The organism is Flavitalea antarctica (assembly GCF_054461535.1).
The window spans coordinates 1-20282 of record NZ_JBTLQG010000057.1 but is presented as its reverse complement, the minus strand read 5'-3'; the positions used below and the strand labels follow the sequence as shown (position 1 = coordinate 20282).

The 20282-nt window shown below is 45.1% G+C and carries 18 protein-coding genes; 14 read left to right on the top strand and 4 right to left on the bottom strand.

The window, feature by feature from the left end; translation table 11 throughout:
- Together ACX0G7_RS26345 and porW are read right to left on the bottom strand one after the other, a co-directional pair.
- Window positions 1-1858: transglycosylase domain-containing protein (locus ACX0G7_RS26345; protein ID WP_458926536.1), on the bottom strand; the 1858-nt coding region annotated here is incomplete at its 3' end.
- A gap of 186 nt (window positions 1859-2044) precedes the next feature.
- Complete coding sequence (gene porW / locus ACX0G7_RS26340) at window positions 2045-5215, bottom strand: type IX secretion system periplasmic lipoprotein PorW/SprE (protein WP_458926535.1); 3171 nt, start codon at window positions 5213-5215, stop codon at window positions 2045-2047.
- A gap of 292 nt (window positions 5216-5507) precedes the next feature.
- Here porW and ACX0G7_RS26335 point away from each other — a divergent pair, with 292 nt between their 5' ends.
- The 5 genes from ACX0G7_RS26335 (at window position 5508) to ACX0G7_RS26315 (ending at window position 8189) form a co-directional block, all read left to right on the top strand.
- Window positions 5508-5903: a hypothetical protein gene (locus ACX0G7_RS26335; protein WP_458926534.1), complete on the top strand. Its 396-nt coding sequence runs from the start codon at window positions 5508-5510 to the stop codon at window positions 5901-5903.
- Between the two features lie 58 nt (window positions 5904-5961).
- Window positions 5962-6405, top strand: a complete 444-nt coding sequence (locus ACX0G7_RS26330) for a bactofilin family protein (protein WP_458926533.1) — start codon at window positions 5962-5964, stop codon at window positions 6403-6405.
- 197 nt (window positions 6406-6602) lie between these two features.
- Window positions 6603-7007 (top strand): hypothetical protein, encoded by a 405-nt coding sequence (locus ACX0G7_RS26325; protein ID WP_458926532.1) that lies wholly within the window; start codon window positions 6603-6605, stop codon window positions 7005-7007.
- The gene (locus tag ACX0G7_RS26320) at window positions 7000-7623 is read left to right on the top strand and encodes a SprT-like domain-containing protein (protein ID WP_458926531.1); all 624 of its coding nucleotides are present in this window, start codon (window positions 7000-7002) and stop codon (window positions 7621-7623) included. The genes ACX0G7_RS26325 and ACX0G7_RS26320 overlap by 8 nt, the downstream gene beginning before the upstream one ends.
- A 20-nt stretch (window positions 7624-7643) precedes the next feature.
- Entirely contained in the window at window positions 7644-8189 is a 546-nt protein-coding gene (locus ACX0G7_RS26315; RefSeq protein ID WP_458926530.1) for an outer membrane beta-barrel protein, read from the top strand.
- A gap of 9 nt (window positions 8190-8198) precedes the next feature.
- On the opposite strand, the gene ACX0G7_RS26310 is transcribed toward ACX0G7_RS26315, so the two are convergent.
- A complete protein-coding gene (locus ACX0G7_RS26310) occupies window positions 8199-8684 on the bottom strand; it encodes a GNAT family N-acetyltransferase (RefSeq protein WP_458926529.1) in 486 nt (161 codons plus the stop codon).
- A gap of 674 nt (window positions 8685-9358) precedes the next feature.
- Window positions 9359-10576, bottom strand: coding sequence for an ADP-forming succinate--CoA ligase subunit beta (sucC, locus tag ACX0G7_RS26305; RefSeq protein WP_458926528.1), 1218 nt, complete (start codon window positions 10574-10576; stop codon window positions 9359-9361).
- Window positions 10577-10775: 199 nt separating this feature from the next.
- Here sucC and ACX0G7_RS26300 point away from each other — a divergent pair, with 199 nt between their 5' ends.
- The 9 genes from ACX0G7_RS26300 to ACX0G7_RS26260 form a co-directional block, all read left to right on the top strand.
- Window positions 10776-11597: a purine-nucleoside phosphorylase gene (locus ACX0G7_RS26300; protein WP_458926527.1), complete on the top strand. Its 822-nt coding sequence runs from the start codon at window positions 10776-10778 to the stop codon at window positions 11595-11597.
- Window positions 11598-11696: 99 nt separating this feature from the next.
- The gene (locus ACX0G7_RS26295; protein ID WP_458926537.1) at window positions 11697-13682 is read left to right on the top strand and encodes a putative porin; all 1986 of its coding nucleotides are present in this window, start codon (window positions 11697-11699) and stop codon (window positions 13680-13682) included.
- A 77-nt stretch (window positions 13683-13759) separates the two neighbouring features.
- Window positions 13760-14164 carry an HYC_CC_PP family protein gene (locus ACX0G7_RS26290; RefSeq protein ID WP_458926526.1) on the top strand — a complete coding sequence of 135 codons (405 nt, stop codon included), beginning with the start codon at window positions 13760-13762 and terminating at the stop codon, window positions 14162-14164.
- Window positions 14165-14407: 243 nt separating this feature from the next.
- The gene (locus ACX0G7_RS26285) at window positions 14408-14950 is read left to right on the top strand and encodes a heavy-metal-associated domain-containing protein (protein ID WP_458926525.1); all 543 of its coding nucleotides are present in this window, start codon (window positions 14408-14410) and stop codon (window positions 14948-14950) included.
- 116 nt (window positions 14951-15066) lie between these two features.
- Window positions 15067-15603, top strand: a complete 537-nt coding sequence (locus ACX0G7_RS26280) for a TlpA family protein disulfide reductase (protein WP_458926524.1) — start codon at window positions 15067-15069, stop codon at window positions 15601-15603.
- Window positions 15600-16538, top strand: coding sequence for a hypothetical protein (locus tag ACX0G7_RS26275; RefSeq protein WP_458926523.1), 939 nt, complete (start codon window positions 15600-15602; stop codon window positions 16536-16538). The genes ACX0G7_RS26280 and ACX0G7_RS26275 overlap by 4 nt, the downstream gene beginning before the upstream one ends.
- A 160-nt stretch (window positions 16539-16698) precedes the next feature.
- On the top strand, window positions 16699-18981 hold the full coding sequence (locus tag ACX0G7_RS26270; protein ID WP_458926522.1) for a TonB-dependent receptor: 2283 nt from the start codon (window positions 16699-16701) through the stop codon (window positions 18979-18981).
- A gap of 127 nt (window positions 18982-19108) precedes the next feature.
- The gene (locus ACX0G7_RS26265) at window positions 19109-19447 is read left to right on the top strand and encodes a hypothetical protein (RefSeq protein ID WP_458926521.1); all 339 of its coding nucleotides are present in this window, start codon (window positions 19109-19111) and stop codon (window positions 19445-19447) included.
- A 504-nt stretch (window positions 19448-19951) separates the two neighbouring features.
- On the top strand, window positions 19952-20282 hold a 331-nt coding region (locus ACX0G7_RS26260), incomplete at its 3' end, for an efflux RND transporter permease subunit (RefSeq protein WP_458926520.1).

Below are 20282 nucleotides of genomic sequence, written 5' to 3'. Positions count from 1 at the left end.
GTCTTGATCTCAGGCCTGCAGCGGTACCGATATCAACCGGTCCCTGCATCATGCGGGACATAATATACGCTGTTGACTGACTCAAAACTTCCTTGCGCTGGGTAGTGAAGGTGGCCAGCACATTACCGTTTTTATCTTCTATACGGCTGAAGTAAACCGGTTTGGTACTGAAACCCCTCGATGGGAACATCGTGTATCCCCACATCATTTCAAACAACGAGAGTTCGCATGATCCAAGGCTGATGGAAGGGTAGGGAGGTACTTTAGTTGGTATATTCATTTCGCTGATAAAATTCGCGAAACGCTGGGGAGTCGTTTGTTTGATCAGGTACGCAGCCACTTCATTTACTGACCAGGTCAAACCGCTGGCCATTGTACGTGTGCCGGTTAAGCCCCTGTCTTTGGCGGGTACATAACCTGAACCCGGAAAATATTGCTGGGATGTTTCACACTGTGTCTCGGGGGTAAATCCATATTCTTCGATGGCTAAAGCATAAAGAAATGGTTTAATCGAGGATCCTACCTGCCGCTTGGTCCGGATGTTTACGTGATCGTATTTGTAATTCTTAAAATCGATGCCGCCCACCCAGGCTTTCACTGCACCGCTTAATGGATCCATGACCATGAAAGCCGTCTGCATCATTTCCCGACAGTATTTGATCGAGTCAGCAGGTGTCATGATTGTATCCTTTTCCCGCTTACTGTTCCAGGCGAACACCTTCATCGGCACTTTCTGCGTGAAGCTTTTTTTAAGCTCTGCTTCACTTAGACCTTCTGCCTTGCCATTTTTCCAGCGTTCACTGTTTTTCATGGCATTGTCCAGCACATTCTGGTGTCCTTTCCAGATCGCATCAGTTTTCAGGCTTTTCTGGTTACTAAGCACTCTTTGTAAAACGGGCATATGAGCAGCTACCGCTTCTTCTGCGTACAACTGCATCCTTGGGTTGATGGTGGTGTAGATCCTCAGACCATCTTCATAAATATCATAGGGTTTGCCGTCCGAATTTTTGTGCTCGCGGGCCCACTTTCTTAACTCGTCGCGGATCACATCGAGGAAATAGGGCGCTATACCATTATTTTCATCGAGCTTATTGTAATTGAGTTTGATCGGATTTTTTTTGATATCTGCAGCTACCGCCGGAGTCAGGTAGTTCATGTCAGCCATCTGGTCGATGATGCTGTTCCGGATGTTAAACGATGATTTATAGTTGGTGCGCGGATTGTACGTGTAAGTAGCTTTAAGCATACCCACCAATACTGCAGCTTCCTCAACGTTCAGGCGGTCTGGTTCCTTCGAAAAAAAAGTTCTGGCAGCGTTCCGGATGCCATAAACGTTATCGCTGAAAGGTACTGTATTCAGATAAAGAGCGATAATCTCCTGTTTTGTGAAATTCCGTTCAAGCTTAACCGCGATGATCCACTCCTTAAGTTTCTGCAAAACCCGTTTTACAGGATTGGAAGCCCGTTCAGCAAACATATTCAGCGCCAGTTGCTGGGTTATGGTGGAACCACCACCCTTGCTGCCAAGTAACAACACCGCTCTCATTACACCCCGTCCATCGATCCCGGAGTGATCATAAAACCGCTTGTCCTCTGTGGCTATCAGTGCCTGGATAACATTTTTGGAAATATCATTGTAATCGACGTTCCTCCTGTTACCCTTTTCTTTCACATACTTGCCCATGAGGGTGCCATCGTCACCATATACCTCCGAAGCCTGGATGATGTTTGGATTTTCCAGCTCAGCAAGGGAAGGCATTTCCCCAAATACCCCCCAGTTAAGTAAGGCAAGAAAAAGGACGAAAGAGCCAAAGCCAATTAAAAAGATCTTCCAAAAAATCCGGACCGGTCGGGACATATTAATAAATTATAATTTGAGTCAGGGATGCTAACAAAGTAAGCGGCAAAAATCGTACTCGAAAACTACAAATAGTGCGGCGCATGTCAAAAGTATTCTTAATGTTTCTGACTCTGCTAATAAATTCATTATCAACTCAACGGCAAGCGGACCGGAATGGAATGAAGATGCGCCTTTTGCCGCTGATTATTTCCCTGAATATGCCTGTCCGTGGAATCTCAGGTATTCTGAGAGGTCCTTCCGGTTCTGCAGTAGCTGCAGGTTTGCCGGGGTAATTACCAGGAAGCTGAATTTACCCTTTGGCATCCAGGGAATGATCCTGGTTTCAGCGATTTCAGCCGTTTTCCGGGTGTAATCCAACGCTGACGCCGCATTGGGGAAAGGCGTGATGACCACCAGGTTGAGAGAATCAGTCAAGGGCTGATTGGTCGTTTCTATTGGCAAATTGAAATAGTTCTGTTTATTATACCGGTTAAATGCATTTTTTGCTTCACCCACATAGACTGGATCGACTTTATCAAGAATCATGATCACCATGTGTTGGCCTTCAGCATCAACCGAATAAACAGAATTGATAGCTGGTAAATTTGGCTTGATAGCTACCGCGGAATCTGCACGCAACTTCGGTTGAATGGCAATCATGCTGTCACCCGGGAATTTCGGCTTATTGGTTGCCAGGCTGTCAGCCGGCCTGTTGACTGTCGGCGGAAGAGTTGGTGCTATTTTGACCGGATCAGGATCATTTTTGACAAGATTAGAATCAACGGATGTCGCTGCTGTGTCAGGCTTGAACCCTGGTATCTTCCTGCTGAATGTATCCACCATTGTTATTGCTCCCACCTTAAACGATGGGTTGATACTGTCTTTCGGCCCGGCAGGCACCGGAACAACGCCGCCGACCCTGGCCTTCAGCCCATCTTCAAGTTTCTGTATGGCAAGCAGGCTGTCTGCCTGCCTGGTGGCGGCACTGTCAACAGGTACCACTGGCGGCGCCTCGACAATCACTTTTTTGATTACCGGATCGTTGGTAATGACCAGAGCTGAGTCTTCTCCTGGTCTTTCTATTTTAAGATTGGTCAGATAATCCTCAATTTCTCTTCTTCGCCCAAGTACATCGAGCATGGTCCTGGCTCTTGGCGACAACGGCGAAGTCGGGTAAAGCTGGATGATTTGCTGCAGCACCACCTTCGCCTGGTCATCCTGTTTTTGCTTGATATGATAAACAGACTGAATATACAGCAGTTGTGGCGTCCAGTAATGTGTTCCGTAAAGACTGTCGGCGATCTTTTTATCGGACAGCGCCTGGTCAAAACGTCCTTCAATGAAGCTTATATAAATACTTTCATAACGGCGGTTCATGTCGGCCTCGGCTTTACTTTTCTGCGTACCGCCGGCAGGATTTGTGACCATCTTCTGGTATTCAGAACCGGCGTATTGCTGTTCCAGCGCGAGTCTCATCTCATTCGCTTTTGCGGCATTGCCGGTTTTGTTATAGCAATAATTGAGGATAAACAGTGCTTCGGGCTTATGTATTGTCGCGGGATACCTGGTTAGCAGCCCTTCGAGAGTGGTGATCGCTCCCGGGTAATCTTCCAGTGACTCAAAGTAAATTTTTCCCAGTTGGAAGGTTGCTTTCTCAATGGAGTCATTGCTTATCTTCATAAGGTCCGGTGTCAGAGGAAGAGACTTCATCAAACCTTCATAACTCACATCGGAGGTTGTTGTACCCGCGCCGGGCGCGTCTTTTCCCATGGCGGCCTCATTTTCTTCCTTTGGCCCGTTCACACGGCTGATTGCCCCTGATCGCCGCCAGTTATCCACATTAGGCCGGTTTCCCCATTTTCCCCTGAATTCGGTAAAACCTTTTGATTTCAGGGAGGCATTGTCAAAGTACCATTCACCCTTCGAATTATTGAAAAGATCAGGTGGGGCGGCTGTTTTATTGATGCTGTTAGCGCCTGCACCTTCGGTGGATTCTTCTTTAATGCCCTGGGTTTTCCTCATCTGTTTCACCATCTTTTTGATGAGCACGTCCCGTTCGGTCTCAGGCAGCATGGCAATCCGCTGCAAACTATCCTGTCTTTCGATCACCCCGAGATGTTCCACGATAGGAAGGAGAATGACTTTTCTTTGTTGTAAAAGCGCAACATCCCCGATGGTCGGGTCCGTGATATCCACGCTGTCGTAAAAACGTTTCGCGTCCCTGTACTGATGCAGCTCAAATGACAGATCACCCAGCAAGGTAAAAGCTTTGGTCCGTTGGCTGCTCCCTTTTTCAATCTGTAGCACAGAGATGGCTCTCAATAACAGTTGCCGGGCGCCCTCTACGTTTTTACGCTCAAGCTCCATTGTGGCAGCCGTGAAATAAATGATATCCTGGTAGGTCCGGTAACGGTCTTTCCGTGCCATTCGCACCACTGCCTCAATGTTATCGGCAACGACCTTGTCATTCGACTTGTCTTGCCGGGTAGCGTTAAGCCTGGCATACAGTTCCAGTACCGGGTTAAAAGTATGTTTGGTGGTTCTTTCAAAGTAGTCCCTGGCGAGCATAGGTTCGCCGGCTCGTTCGTAGAGTTGCCCGATCAGGTATTCCCAACGTGCTTTTTCCTCACCATTTTCCGCATTCGACAGGGCTTTTTCAAGGTAAACCGCAGCACTGTCATAGATCTCCTGCTTGTAGAAATAATAAGCCTGCATTTCGTAAAGCTCAGGGGACAGGCGGGCCGGGAAAAACGGATCGCCTTTGAGTGTTTCTATGAGACCGGCAGCTTCTGCAGTTTCATTTTTTGCGAGATAAGTTCTTATCTGCCAGATAAATGATTCGTTCCTGCTTGGTGGCCTCGCCCAGACTTTATTGGGAAGTCCTTTCTTTTCTTTGGTTGAAACAGAAAAAGCGTTACCACCTTCCGTGGCATTGCTGCCGATGGGAATATCGTACCCGTCCTTTTCCCTGGGAGAAAACGCGTAATTGATATATTGAAAAGTAAGATAGGCGGTATCCAGTTCGTTCTTGTAGTAATAGGCCTGGCCCATTAAGAGGTACAGGTTGTCTATCCAGGAATTCCTGAGGTCGTGGATCAGGATGCCGGCATTGGCCTTGTAGATGACTGAATCAAGATCGCTTTTGAACTGTTGTGTCTGCGAAAGATCGTAGTTATAAAAGGAAAGCAAACGGGTGTAATCGTCTTTATATGCAGCCTTGGCGCGGGAAATGACCAGGTCCAGTTTGTTTTTCGCGTTGAAGTTCCAGTTGAATTTAGTGACGGTATTCTGGGTAAATTTGCGGACGGCACCGAACTTTTTGTCCGCAGATTTTTCTGATCCTAATTTCTTCTCCTCATATTTTTTGGGTTTCACCAGATCAAAACTTAACCCTCCCTGGGCTTTGACATCCTGGAAGAGAGCACAAATCACTAGACTGCAAACAAATATCTGATTGAAAACCTTACGCATCCGGAACAAACTAAACGCTTATTAACTGATTTGGAGCAAAATTATTATCCGTAATCCAATTTAATTGAACTATTAACAAATCGGCTGCCGGTTTAATGGAAACCCTTTAGCAAAACTAATTTTTGGCTAAAATACAACCGCTTAAAACCGATTTCAGGCGGGCAAACAGTATCTTTAATCAATTGAATTCTAATGTATGGCCAAATTCGATGCCAATTCCACTTTTCAGCGTTTACAGAACCGTTACCGCCTCGTGGTGATGAACGATGATACTTATGAAGAGGTTGTTACGTTTAAGTTATCAAGGCTCAGTGTTTATGTTGCTCTCAGTACCATTTTTGTTCTCCTGACAGGCTTAACGGTGGCTTTGATTGTATTTACGCCGTTAAGATTGTATATTCCGGGATATGGTGATGTGAACGCGACCAAGGAGCTGAGGGATCTGAAAATAAAAACAGATTCACTTGACCAGGCCATGAGATATAAGGACCAGTACCTGGAAAGCGTGCGGGGCGTATTGATGGGCGGTAGTACTTTGAAACTGGATACCACGGCTCTAGACATACCAAAAGCGGAAAACATAACAGAATGATCCATGAATCCAACTGAAACCTGATTTATATAACCAATCCACTAAAAAACCAATCCACATGTTTAACCAAAAATCCAAATCTGACGGCTCTGGCGAATCTCCGGCAGCTACGGGCGGAGCCAGCATTATTGCAGCAGGTACTACATTAAAAGGAGATATATCCAGCAACGGCGACATCCGCATTGATGGCACTCTTCACGGCAATATCCATTGCACCGCAAAGGTTGTGATTGGTGCCAACGGTGTTATCGAAGGTGATATCAGTGGTCAGCAAGCTGACATTATGGGCAAGGTGAGCGGCACCATAAAAGTAAAGGAACTGCTGCAGTTGAAAGGTGGGTCACTTGTTACCGGGAACATTCACTCTTCCAAATTACAGATTGAGCCGACTGCAAACTTCAATGGTCAGTGTCATATGAATGCAACCGTTGAACCTAACCCGTTAAGCAACGGCAGGGCAGACAAGAAACTGGCTGTTCCCGAAAGCGAACCTGCGAAGTAAGCACAAACATCCGGGAAAATAAGCGCATTGGATACCAAAACAAGCGCATACATAGAACCAGATAAGGACATTCCGGGAATAGCCCTTGCTGATGCATGCCGTTACGGGGTGTATCAGCAGGGGTATGGCTTTTTGCAAGCCACCTCTTTTTCTTTTTATCGCCGTTTTTAGTTCCTGCTTGCAATATCTTTGCATCCATGAATACCAATTCCATGATCAGGAACCTTATGCCGGTCATTTTGATCTTCATCGCGGTCACCCTGATCTGCCTCGCACTGCCACAGCTGTTATCAGGATGGAGCATAGACCCCCTCGTGCTTCTTGCCGGTAACATCATTCTCTTCATTGCCACCCTTATCTCATTTATGTTTTACCGGAGATCGCTGAGCAATGATCATGCGCCATTTTTTATGCGTATGATCTATTCAGCAATGTTTGCGAAGATGATCATATGCATGGTCGGTGCGTTCATATATATTGTGACCTACAAAAAGAATGTAAGTAAAGGGGCGATTTTCGCCTGCATGTTTTTGTATTTTGTATATACGTTCGTTGAACTGTCTGTGGTTCTGAAACTCAGCAAGGAAAAAAAGAATGCCTAAGAAAGAAGCCCCGTTAGATTATCTGCGCCGTTTTATACCAGAAGAGGCTGCACAGAAATCCATGGACTACCTGGTCCACTATAAGGTGCATCTCACTATCACCCGTGAGCGAAAAACGGTGCTGGGGGATTATCGGCATGCTACCATGACAAAAACACACCGGATAAGTGTTAATGGCAACATGAACAAATATGCTTTCCTGATCACGCTTATTCACGAACTGGCTCACCTGGTAACCTTCCTGCGTTTTGGAAACAGCATCCCTGCCCATGGCAAAGAATGGAAAAGAATTTATGGTGAGATGTTATCTGATTTTATGCAGTTACCTGTCTTTCCCCCGGACATCAATAAAGCACTTGTTAGTTCGATGCACGACCTGCCGGCGAGTAGCTGTGCCGACGAACCTTTGATGCGGGTATTGCGCAACTATGATGAAAGGAAGGACGGCCAGTTGTTTGTGGAGCAGGTTGCAGAAGGAAAACTTTTTGATACCGGTCAGGGAAGGATTTTCAGAAAGGGAAAAAAGCTGAGAAAAAGATATCAGTGTATTGAGGTCAAAACAGGTAAATTGTATTTGTTTAGCCCCGTTTATGAAGTAACGGAGATAGCATCATAATTCACCTTAAACCAGATTGAATGAAAACACCACTGCTTATCCTCATTTTGTCGATGAACATTTTCACTGTCTCCGCTCAAACTAATAAGGGAGACTGGATCGTTGGAGGGAACATCCGGGTGAACACAGCCGAGTCAAACAACGAAGTTACCTTTCAACCAATGGCCGGGTATTTTTTTGCAAAAAGTTTTGCGGCCGGCACGGAGTTCAAAATAAGCTATTCAAAGTTTGGTGCGGAAAAAAGCAGGTCAATCGGGATAGGGCCTTTTGCCAGGTATTATTTCAATCTTAAAAATTCTTCATTAAAACCATTGGTGCACTCAACGTTGACATTCGAATCGGTTAACACCAACGAAAATGGAAGCGAAAGTACAAACACGGTTACCAGTATATATATTCTTGGTGGTGCAGCTTATTTTATCAATGAACATGTTGCACTGGAGGCGCTGGCCGGGTATAACCGCAGTAAGTACGAAAACAAAGATGCAGAAGGTGGCTTTGTATTCCGTTTCGGCTTCCAGGTTCATCTGTTGGGCAGGGAAGTGCGTACCATCAAAGAATACTGAACTGAACGACTAAAGTGTTTTGAGCATCCAGATAGCACATCCGAAATGACCGCTTTCACCTAATTGTCTGTCAAGGTATTCAAAGCCGAATCTTTCATACACCTTCATCGCCTGGCTCAACTCAGGCATTGTCTCGATATATACATGCTTAAATCCCGTTTCACGGGCATGCGCAAGTGCTTTTTCAATCAGGGACTTCCCCAGACCTATTCCCCTGGCTTGCGGAACCAGGTACATCTTGACGAGCTCACAGGTATCTGGTGGCAATCCTTTAGTGGGGAAGATGCCAACACCCCCTGCCAGAACACCGTTCATTTCAGCAACGTAATAAACGCTGCGGGGTTCCCTGAACAATTCATACAAATGATCAGTACTTGGATCGAAATAAACTGTACCCGGATGGTTGGCTTTAAATTCCGTTAATGTATCACGTATAACCCGCGCCAGCGGCTGGTTATCTGAGGGAGTGATTGGCCTGACTGTAATGTTGTGCAAGACGTGTTTTGAGCAAAGATAATTTCTCTGCCTCAAAACACGGTGGACTCTCTTTAGCTAAGGAGTGCCATGATGGTATAGAGAATGACGTAAGAGACTACTACCATTCCATAGAAAATTTTTGTAGCGTGTTTCATAAAATTGATCTTAAGATTTTTAAAGGGTTTGGGGAATCAATAACGGAAAACAGCATACAAATATTTTGCCACGGGCCAGATTTGTGGTAAACCGCCATCACGAAGCAGGGTTTCCGAACTCCTTGTGCAGACTTTTGTTATTATACGTTATACGGGCTCCAGGCGGCAAGGGCTTATTGGTAATTTTACGTAGTAATATTACATGGAGGATATATAGTGTTGTAGCCTTATTTTTGCGCCGGTTTAAGCATCGCAGGCAATTAGTTGTTAGCCGAGAATAACAATGGCCCGTTTTGATCCATTATCCAATTAAGTACTACACCCTGTGCAGACTCCCCTCCCTGGCTTTGGAAAAAAATTCATACCCTATAGATGCTGGTGTCAATATCTCTGAGTTGCATGAAGTGTTGAACTCATTAGCTTCTGGCAAAAAAATCCCCCCGTAATACCGGAGGGGATTTTTTCGTCAGATATCGTGCAATAAGATTGTCTATAGATACACAAGATTGTTGCGGGAACGAACCCATCTTCAACCACTTAATCGTTAGTAAGCGCCTTTGCAACCAGTGAAGCAGCTTCACTCAGTTCAATCGCAGACTGTACTTTCAATCCACTTTCTTCAATAAGTTTTTTGGCCTCGGCGGCATTGGTTCCCTGCAAACGTACAATGATGGGCACTTCAATATTGCCTATTGATTTATACGCATCGATTACTCCCTGTGCAACACGGTCACAACGCACGATTCCCCCGAATATATTGATCAGGATGGCTTTTACTTTAGGGTCCTTCAGGATGATCCTGAATCCTGCTTCTACCGTCTGTGCGTTTGCAGTACCACCAACGTCAAGGAAGTTAGCTGGTTCGCCACCGCTTAATTTGATCATATCCATGGTGGCCATGGCCAGTCCCGCGCCATTAACCATACAACCCACATTACCATCAAGCTTTACAAAGTTCAGATTATACTTGCCGGCTTCTACTTCAGTCGGATCCTCTTCACTGATATCTCTCATCGCTTCCAGGTCGGGATGACGCATCAGCGCATTGTCATCAAGGTTCATTTTGCAATCAACCGCAATTATTTTTTCATCAGCAGTTTTAAACAAAGGGTTAATCTCAAGCATACTGCAGTCGAGACCAACATATGCGTTGTAAAGATTTGTAACAAACCTTACGCAGTTTTTGAATGCTTCACCTTTCAGACCAAGATTAAATGCAATTTTTCTGGCCTGGAAACCTAACAAACCACCGCCGGCATGAACCCACTCTTTAAATATCTTTTCCGGGGTGTTGTGAGCAACCTCTTCAATGTCCATTCCACCCTCTGTGCTGTACATGATCACATTCTGCCCGGTTGAACGATCAAGCAGAATAGACAGGTAAAATTCTTTTACAGGGTTAGCTCCCGGATAATAAACGTCCTGAGCCACCAAAACTTTATTAACCACTTTTCCTGCTTCACCTGTCTGAATGGTAACGAGCGTACCTCCGAGTATCCTTGATGCGATCTGCTTTACATCCTCCGAGCTTTTACCTACGGCTACACCCCGCTGGTCGGTACCTACGATCTTACCTTTTCCCCGGCCGCCTGCATGGATCTGTGCCTTAACTACAGCGAAGGCGGTACCATACTGTACTTTAAGGTTTTTATATGCTTCCTCTGCGGCGCCGGCACTTTCTACCGGGATGCCTTCCTGGATCGGGACGTTATATTTTTTTAATAACTCCTTGGATTGATATTCGTGAAGGTTCATGAAAAAAATTTTGACGAAAATAGGAAAGTATTACCAATTGATGATTTTCAATTGCTAACGGCTACCGGCAAATTGTTGTTTTGCAGTTAAATATGAAAGATTCAGTACCGAAAAGACCAATATTCAAAGGTAAATGTTCAATATTCAATTACTTTGCAGCCATTTCTTTTTAACGCATAACTAATTCAGACCTTTATTTATGGCCGGTGTAATTGAGCAACTCCAGGAAACCACCACGTATATAAAATCCGTTTACGGTGGCAAACCGGTGATAGGTGTTGTTTTGGGCAGTGGCCTTGGCAATTTTGCGGCAGGGATCAACATAGAAAAGGAAATTGACTACAGCGCCATACCCAATTTTCCTGTTTCTACGGTAGATGGCCACCAGGGTAAGCTGATTTTTGGACAGCTCGGTGGCAAAACAATTGTCGCTATGGCGGGACGTTTCCATTATTATGAGGGTTATTCTGTTCAGGATGTAGTATTCCCGATAAGAGTGATGAAATCTCTTGGCGTTGAAACCCTGCTGATATCCAATGCTGCAGGTGGGGTGGATCCATCGTTCCGCGTCGGTGACCTGATGGTTATTACCGATCATATAAGTCTTGCGACAGCGAATCCCCTGCTTGGAAGAAACTTCGAAGCACTCGGACCAAGATTTCCTGATATGAGCGAACCTTACAGCAAGCAACTGATAAGAAAAGCGGAAAAGATCAGCGATGATCTTGATATTCCATTACGCTCAGGTGTATACTTCGGTGTTACAGGACCAACCTTCGAAACCCGCGCAGAATACCAGATGATCCGGATACTGGGTGGTGACGCAGTTGGCATGAGCACCGTACAGGAGGTGATAGCGGCTATTCACATGGGAATGAAGGTATTTGCGATGAGTGTGATCACTGATATCGGTATACGTGAGGAAGAAAATGTGATTACTCACGAAGAGGTACTGGCTGCTGCTAAAGAAGCTGAGCCAAAATTGACACAGATCTTCCAGCGGTTGATTCAAAACATCTGAGAAGCGGATGAACCCCGGGTTTTAAAAAAACGAAATCACAGATACAAATCTTACAGGTAAGTGTTGAAACGGAATCTCAAATTTTTATTCTTGGCTTTTGTGATATTGGCGGGAGGCCTGCAGCTAAGTGCACAGAGTGGTGCTATGAATCGCCTGCAGGGAATGGGCAGCCGCTTTGGTGGCGGCTCCGGCGGAACGGGGGACAGCTTGTTAAAGAGAGTGGACGATTCTATCAATATCAATTTCCGGTACCTTGATTCGACCCGTGCACAACGTTTCGACACGGTTATAACAGATTTCACCCGTTTTTTTCCTGTGCCCTGGCAGTATAAAACCCTTGGCAATCTTGGCAATGCCGCAGAATCTTTGATTTTTGCACCCAATCTTCAATCCGGCTGGGATCATGGTTTCCATTCGTTCGATATCTATAATCTGAAAGCGGCGGACACCAAATTCTATAACACCACCAGTGCCTATTCAGAATTAGGGTATCTGCTGGGATCCCAACAGGAGCAGATGATCAACCTGCTACATACGCGGAACTTCACGCCAAACTGGAATGCCAGTTTTCAATTCCGGCTTATGAATTCACCGGGCTTCTTTCAGAACCAGGCTACCAATCATAATAACTACCGGCTCGGGTCATGGTATCAATCCCGTAATAAAAGATATCAGAACTTCTTTGTGATCGTGGGTAATAAACTTCAGTCCGGTGAGAACGGTGGTATCAAAAATGACGGTAATTACCTGGACAGTACGGGTTTCAGCCAAAGGTTGACCATACCCACAAAACTAGGAGGTGATAATCCCGGGGGATCAAATCCCTTCAACCAACAACTGGAGGTTGCCTCCCGCTTTACGACGGCAACCTACATGATGCGGCAGCAATATGATTTCGGTCAGAAAGACTCCATCCTCACCGACACTTCGGTTGTTCGGTTATTTTATCCCCGCCTGCGCCTTGAGCACAGCATCAGTTACAACACCTACAAATACCGGTTTGAGGATAAAATCCCAGATAGCGCTTACTATACCGACATATATAAAGTACCAGGCATGCCCGGAGATACGCTTATCTATCTCAGAGATTTTTGGCGGGAACTGGTAAATGATTTTTCGATCTATTCCTTCCCCGATGCAAAAAACTCTCAGCAGTTTATAAAGGTTGGTGCAACCATCCAGAATCTGAGCGGAAACTTTGATTCCGGGTTTGTGAAAGAATCCTATTCAAATATCTTTCTTCATGGCGAATACCGGAACAAAACCCGGAACCGGAAATGGGATATCCAGGGTTATGGTAAGTTTTATTTGCGTGGACTCAATTCCGGAGATTACAGCGCATATATCAGCCTGATGCGATTTATTTCCCGGAGAATCGGATACCTGCAGGTGGGTTTTCAAAACGTTAACAGAACCCCGTCATTTAATTTTGACCCCAACAGCAGTTTTTATCTGCCTTATGTAATACCACAATCATTAAATAAAGAAAACACAACTAATATCTTTGCATCGCTCGAAGAGCCGAGCTCAAAGCTAAAGCTGACCGGTAACTATTATCTCATCAGCAATTATACTTATTACAAAAGCTATTTCGAGCCCGGTCAGGCAGCCGCGCTGTTTAACGTGTTAGCTATTACCGCGCAGAAGCAATTCAGGATTGCAGGAAAGTGGAACCTGCGCACCTGGGTGGTGGTTCAGCAAAAGGCCGGCACCGCTCCTGTGAACCTGCCACTGCTCGTTACCCGTAACCAGATTGGATATGACGGCAACCTGGGTTTCAAAAATCTTAACACCAGTTTTGGCCTTGAGGTCAGGTACTTCACACCTTATAAGTCAAACGCATATTCTCCTATGATGGGTCAGTTCGTGTACCAGGATACAACGACTATATCGATGAAGGTTCCGGAAATCTCAGCCTATGTCCACTTCCGGATACGTAGCTTTATGGCCTATCTGCGTGCGGAGAATCTTAACACATTGAGTTTTTCCGCCGGGGGATTCCTGAACAATAATGTGCTTATCCCGGATTATCCAAGTCCCGGGTTGCAGATCCGGCTAGGTATACAATGGAGTTTTATAAACTGACTTTCACTGCATGTTGAGATGTTAAGGTTTTGTCATTCGCAGGCGATCAGGTCTGGTGGATTGCACAAGCTGTCTAAATGCATTACTTTTACAGTCCAGTGAAAAAAGCGTTTACCGCCATATTGGCCCTTCTATATCTCTCTGTTGCCAGCGGGGTAGAAATGAATATCCATTATTGTATGGGCGAGGTTGCGTCCGTGGAGTACGGGAAGGCTGAACAGGGTCCTTGCGGTAAATGTGGCATGGAATCTAAAAAAGGCTGTTGTGAGGACGAGACCAGGTTTGTGAAAATCGGGGATTCTCACCAGTCATCTCAACCCGCCTGGCATTTCCAGTTGCCTGTTGCCAACTTGCCTTTGTCACCTGTTTTTGATGACGCTTCCATTCTCCACCAGAATGCGGTCCTGGACCAGCCAACAAACGGTCCGCCGCCTGGGTCGCAACCACCGGTGTACCTCGTAAATTGTGTTTTTAGAATCTGATCTTCCATTAAACGGTTTGTTGATGCCTGATGGCATACTTTGACAATCCATCCCACGTTGTAACAATCCATTACGTTTTTATCATTTTAACCCATTAGCCTTCTTTATTTTCAACTTGATTTTTGGCAGCCTGGTGGCTGCATCAAAAAATTAGTTGCTGGAGTACAGCCGGGTAATGGCTAGTGTTTAAAACCACAGGGAAACGGAAGATTAAAATGTTCAATCAAATTCTAAAAACATTGTATGAAAAATATTATCATCATTGCAGCAATGCTCGTTTCTTTTACTGCATCTGCCCAGTTCAAATCAGCTAATCTCACCGCGGCAGGCTTAACCTGCGCAATGTGTACAAGGGCAATTAATATTGCATTAGATAAACTCCCCTTTGTTGAGTCAGTAAAACCAAATATCAAAACCTCTTCTTTCGACATAAGCTTCAAAGCGGGTTCATCGGTCAACTTCGACGCCATGAAAACTGCCGTCGAGGGCGCCGGGTTTTCCGTCTCCAGGCTTGCGGTTAAGACAGATTTTAAAAATGTGGCGATTAACAATGACTCTCATCTTAAGATAGGGGATAAGACCTTCCATTTTCTGAAGGTTCCTGCTTCCACGTTAAACGGTGAAAAATCGATAGTCATTGTTGACAAAGATTTTCTGAATGCAAAGGAACATAAGAAGTATGCCGCTGCTACAACCATGGCTTGCGTTCATACCGGGAAGGCCGCCAGTTGCTGTACCAGTTCAGGGATTGCTTCCGGCTCCCGCATTTATCATGTAACCATCTGATCGGAATAGATAAGATCAATCAGAGTCCGAAAAGATAAGATCAATTAGCCGCAAGAGGCAGCAGGGTTTGTGGTATTTGCATTTCCTGTTGCACGTTCCCAAAACTGAATTACCAGATGGTCAACAGTTATCAGCATGTTCATCAACAATTACCGGGGCGTTGCATAAAAATTGCTTCGGTAATGTTGATGATCACCGGCTTCTTCTTTGGTAACGTTAAGGCGCAGCCGAAGAACTCAGGGGTTGGAAAGTTTCTGCCTGATATTGCCTTGCCCGATACATCGGGGACGATTCAGCGGTTATCCGCCCAGGTGGGAAAAGTAGTGCTGATCGACTTCTGGGCCTCATGGTGTGGACCCTGCAGGAAATCAAACCCGGCACTTTTGAAAATTTATCAAAAATACCAGGGCAGGGATTTTGAAATATTTGGCGTTAGCCTCGATAAGTCATTACCGGCCTGGAAAAATGCCATCAATGCAGACAACATTAGCTGGCTGCAGGTGAACGATGATGGCAGAACTAACGGCGGTACAACAGACTGGCAGATCATGTATATCCCAACATCGTTTTTGATTGACCGACAGGGGAAAATCGTAGCGATTGATCCCAATGTCAAACAGCTAAAAGCATATTTAAAAAAACATCTGAAATGAAGTCAATATTATATAGGTTGATATCATGCCTGACTGCAAATTTCCGGAGTTGGTGGTCGGTCAATTCAAATAAACGGCGATCTGCCGGTTTCGCCTGTTATTGGGTTTTCGCACTCACACTGGGATCACTTCCAATATTTACGACGGGACAGGAGTTGTATGTCTTCACCGAGCCCGCATCAAATATGCCTGCGAAATCTGTCAGTGCTAAATATTCCGGTAAGTTTCTGAACACCACTATGCATGAATCAGGAATCGAACAAAGACATACTGCTGAGATAATGTTTGGAATCAACAAAAACTGGATGGTGCATGGCGCTACCACTTTTTCTGATATGTACACTGATCAGTTCAGGCTTGAATCGGGTAGGGTCTATGCCAAATACCGTTTCCTTTCTATCGACGAGGTACATAAACATTTCCGGATGGCAGCCTTTGGCGAAATTTCACACAGCCGCAATGAAATAATGTTTGATGAGATTTCTCTTGAAGGCGATCAGAGTGGCTTACAGGCAGGATTGATTGCCACCCAACTCTGGAACAAACTCGCAGTATCTTCCACACTCAGCTTCACCCAGGTTACCACTAAAAAACCAGAGCACCATCCGGGAGACTACCCCTACCAGGCGTTCAATTACTCTTTGTCTGCCGGGTTACTGGTATTGCCGGTGGAATACACCAATTACAATCAGACCAACCTTAATATTTATGCCGAACTGCTTGGACAGCAAAGTATTGACCAGCAAAAATATTTTGTTGATCTTGCTCCCGCAGTCCAACTTATCTTCAGAAGTACCTATAAACTCAATCTTGGGTATCGTTTCCAGCTAAACTCCAACATGAACAGGATGTCTGCAAATAGTTTCAACATCGCTTTTGAGACTGTGTTTCTCAACGTTTTAAAACGAAAGTCGGGTAAAAATACCGACCTCTGACGTTGTAGCAGCCCCTTTCCTTTAAGTTAAGGTCATTGCTTTTTCCCGGCGTTTAACACGCCAGGCAGAAAGCGGTTTTTTGCTCATGCGAAAAAAATGTATATATTTGGCTAAAGATAATTTTAGACGAGTCTAAACTTTATTTTAAACACGCTAAAATATGCCTGGTTTCAACAAATTTATCCTGTCGCTTTTCCTCGTCACAAAATTATCGGCGCAGGAACAGATATTGACAGCCACCATAATGGATAAAAGGAACTTTGAAGTCGTCCCCGGAGCTACCGTCGTAGTCGGTGACCCCGGTAACACGATCATGGCCGACAAGTCCGGAAGGTTCCGTTTTAAGAGTTCACTTGATTCATTGCCTGTTATAGTGACTGCAGCAGGTTACGAAAAATTGTCAACCTATATTTACAGGTCGGGCAGGAACGATATTTTTATGTTGCCTGCACTTGCATCAATGAGTGAGGTGGTGGTAACGGGAACAATGCGGACCGTTCAAAAAACAGCAAGCCCCGTTCCTGTGGAAGTGTATACGCCGAAGTTTTTCCTTAAGAATCCAACACCTACCATTTTTGATGCCCTCCAGATGGTAAACGGAGTGCGGCCTCAACTTAATTGCAACGTGTGTAACACCGGTGATATACACATGAACGGACTTGAAGGTCCTTACACCATGGTGCTTATCGACGGGATGCCCATCATGAGTTCGCTTGCATCTGTTTATGGTTTGTCCGGAATCCCAAACTCTCTTGTGGAAAGAATTGAAATTGTGAAAGGACCGGCTTCTTCCCTTTACGGTTCGGAGGCCATAGGTGGACTGATTAATGTCATCACAAAAATTCCTGCGAAAGCAGCCCGGGTTTCAGCAGATGTTTCAGGAACTACCTGGGGTGAATTGAATGCTGATCTTGGTATGAGGTACAAATCAGGAAAGAAATCAACCGGTCTTTTCGGAATGAATTATTTTAATTTCAATAACCGGGTCGACAGGAACAATGATAACTTTACTGATATCACACTTCAGCACCGGATCTCCCTTTTTAATAAATTCAGCTGGGACAGGAAAGATAACAGGCTTGCAAATCTTGCTCTCCGTTATATAAACGAAGATCGCTGGGGTGGGGAAATGAACTGGAATAAATCATTCCGTGGCGGTGACAGCGTGTATGGCGAAAATGTAGGAACCTCACGTGCGGAATTGATTGGTAACTATCAGCTACCTGTCCGGGAAAAGATATTATTTGCTTATTCACTGAACGATCACCGGCAACGGTCCGCCTATGGAACTACCATTTTCGATGCCGATCAGCGCATAGCTTTCGGGCAGCTGACCTGGAACAGGCAAATTGGTACTAACCATGAGGCGCTGCTTGGATTGGTTGGCAGGTATACCTACTATGATGACAATACAACTGCAACACTCGACACTGGCACCTCAACAAACAGGCCGGATAAAGTATTTCTCCCCGGGATATTTTTACAGGATGAAATAAAACTGAACACGCACCAGTCATTGTTACTCGGCTTACGTTATGATTACGATAAGAGGCATGGAAACGTGTTTACACCGCGTGCCGCATATAAGGTGGCAGTAACACCAAACGATATTATCCGGATCAATGCCGGCACTGGCTTCAGGGTGGTGAACCTGTTTACCGAAGATCATGCAGCGCTTACCGGTGCAAGGGAAGTGGTTATTGCCAGTTCACTCAAACCCGAAAGAAGTTATAATGCTAACATTAACTATATCAAAAAACTTTATACAAGTTCCTGGTGGGTGAACGTCGACTTTTCAGCCTGGTATACCTATTTTACGAACAGGATCCTGCCCGACTATACCACAAACAGCAACCAGATCATTTATGATAATCTCAGTGGTCATGCGGTCTCAAAGGGCATCAGCTTAAACACGGAAATGGGATTTACCAATTCGCTGCGTGGGAACATCGGGGTTACCTTCATGGATGTATCTACGATTAACAAGTTACCCGACGGTAAGAAGACCATTGAAAGGCAATTATTGACTGAACGATTCACAGGTACCTGGGCGCTGAGTTACACCTTCCGGAAAGCTAAGCTTTCAGTTGATTATACGGGGAACATTTATGGACCTATGAAGTTGCCACTTTTATCAGACCTGGATCCCAGGCCTGCTTATTCCCCGACCTGGAGTTTACAGAATATCCAGGTTAGTAAAAGGTTTGGAAATTTTGAAGTTTATGGCGGAATCAAAAACCTCCTTAACTGGACCCCGGCCAAAAAAAATCCCATGTTGATCGCCCGCTCACATGACCCTTTCGACAAAAAGGTTGAATTCGATACCAACGGGCAACCGCTTGTTACCCCTGAAAATCCATATGCGCTCACTTTCGATCCGAATTATGTTTATGCACCTAACCAGGGTATGAGGGGTTTCCTCGGGCTGCGATGGTCATTATAATGTTGATGGCTTCCAAGGCTGCGGTTTAAAACCCCATTAAATTGGCACTCTGACTTGGTTAGTCAGCCGCGTTGCCTATCTTTGCGGCTTGAAAAGGCCCGTTGCTGCAATATTCTTGTCACTTTATATGCTCTCATTTTCTGAGCTTCCACAGCTTTTGAAGATACCGGTATTTATTGCACATTTTAACGAACACAAACAGATCGACCATCGGACTACCATCTGGGGATTTATCAAAGAACATTACCAGGGTAAGTTTGTAATGGATGAAGATTACCAGCGGGATAATCAACTGCCTTTCAGAACGGCTAATTTTGTACTTAACACGACAGTGATCTTTGCTCCGCCTGTTGGTTTTGAACTGCCTGAGTCATTTGGTACCTACAAAAAAGAGTTCACCATATTTGACGATAGTAATAATCCCATCACTTCTCTTCACGATATCTTTCAGCCTCCCAGGGCCTGATCATCATTCCCGGTTCCGTCACAACGCAAAAGGCGATACACTGTTCCTGTACAATGAATGGTGTGTTCGAGGTATAACCTATGCGATGTTTGGTCTTTCAAATTCGGGGCCATTCACATGCGGGGTCCTATGATGGAAAGCCGATGTATACGCAGGCATTATAAGGCATTGGTCATCCATTGCCGGGCTATGCTGTAGATTACCTGTTCATCGCAGGGTCCCGCCCATTAGGATTGTGTCGCCGCATGTTATTCCTGGTTAATGGTCCTGGAATGGCATATCTGTGCCGGCAGACATCTAAGATGGCCTATAGTGTTTCTGATCCGCGTTGACGTCCGGCGCTAACAATATTTGTTGTTAAATGTATCACGTATAAATGCATGACCGCAAACAAGAAGATTGAGCTGAATCTATCACTGTGCCAAAAGGCATTTCATAATGAAGTCGTAGCATAACAGCATGCTTCAGCCACTTTTCAACACTTATCATTCATAACTGTGTTCAATGTTATTGCAAAAAATAATTCAGTTTTCGGTTAAGAACAAACTGATCATCGGTCTATTAACCCTGGCGCTGGTTGTTGCCGGAGCGTACCATGTAACACGTCTTCCGATCGATGCCTTACCGGATATCACGAGCAACCAGGTGCAGGTCATTACCGTGTCACCTTCCCTTGCGGCCTCAGAAGTGGAGCAATTGATCACCTTTCCCATCGAACAGGTGAATGCGAGTATTCCCGGTCTTACAGAAATGCGGTCTATTTCAAGGTTTGGGCTTTCGGTCATCACCCTTGTCTTTACAGATGAAACTGACGTTTACTGGGCGAGGCAACAAG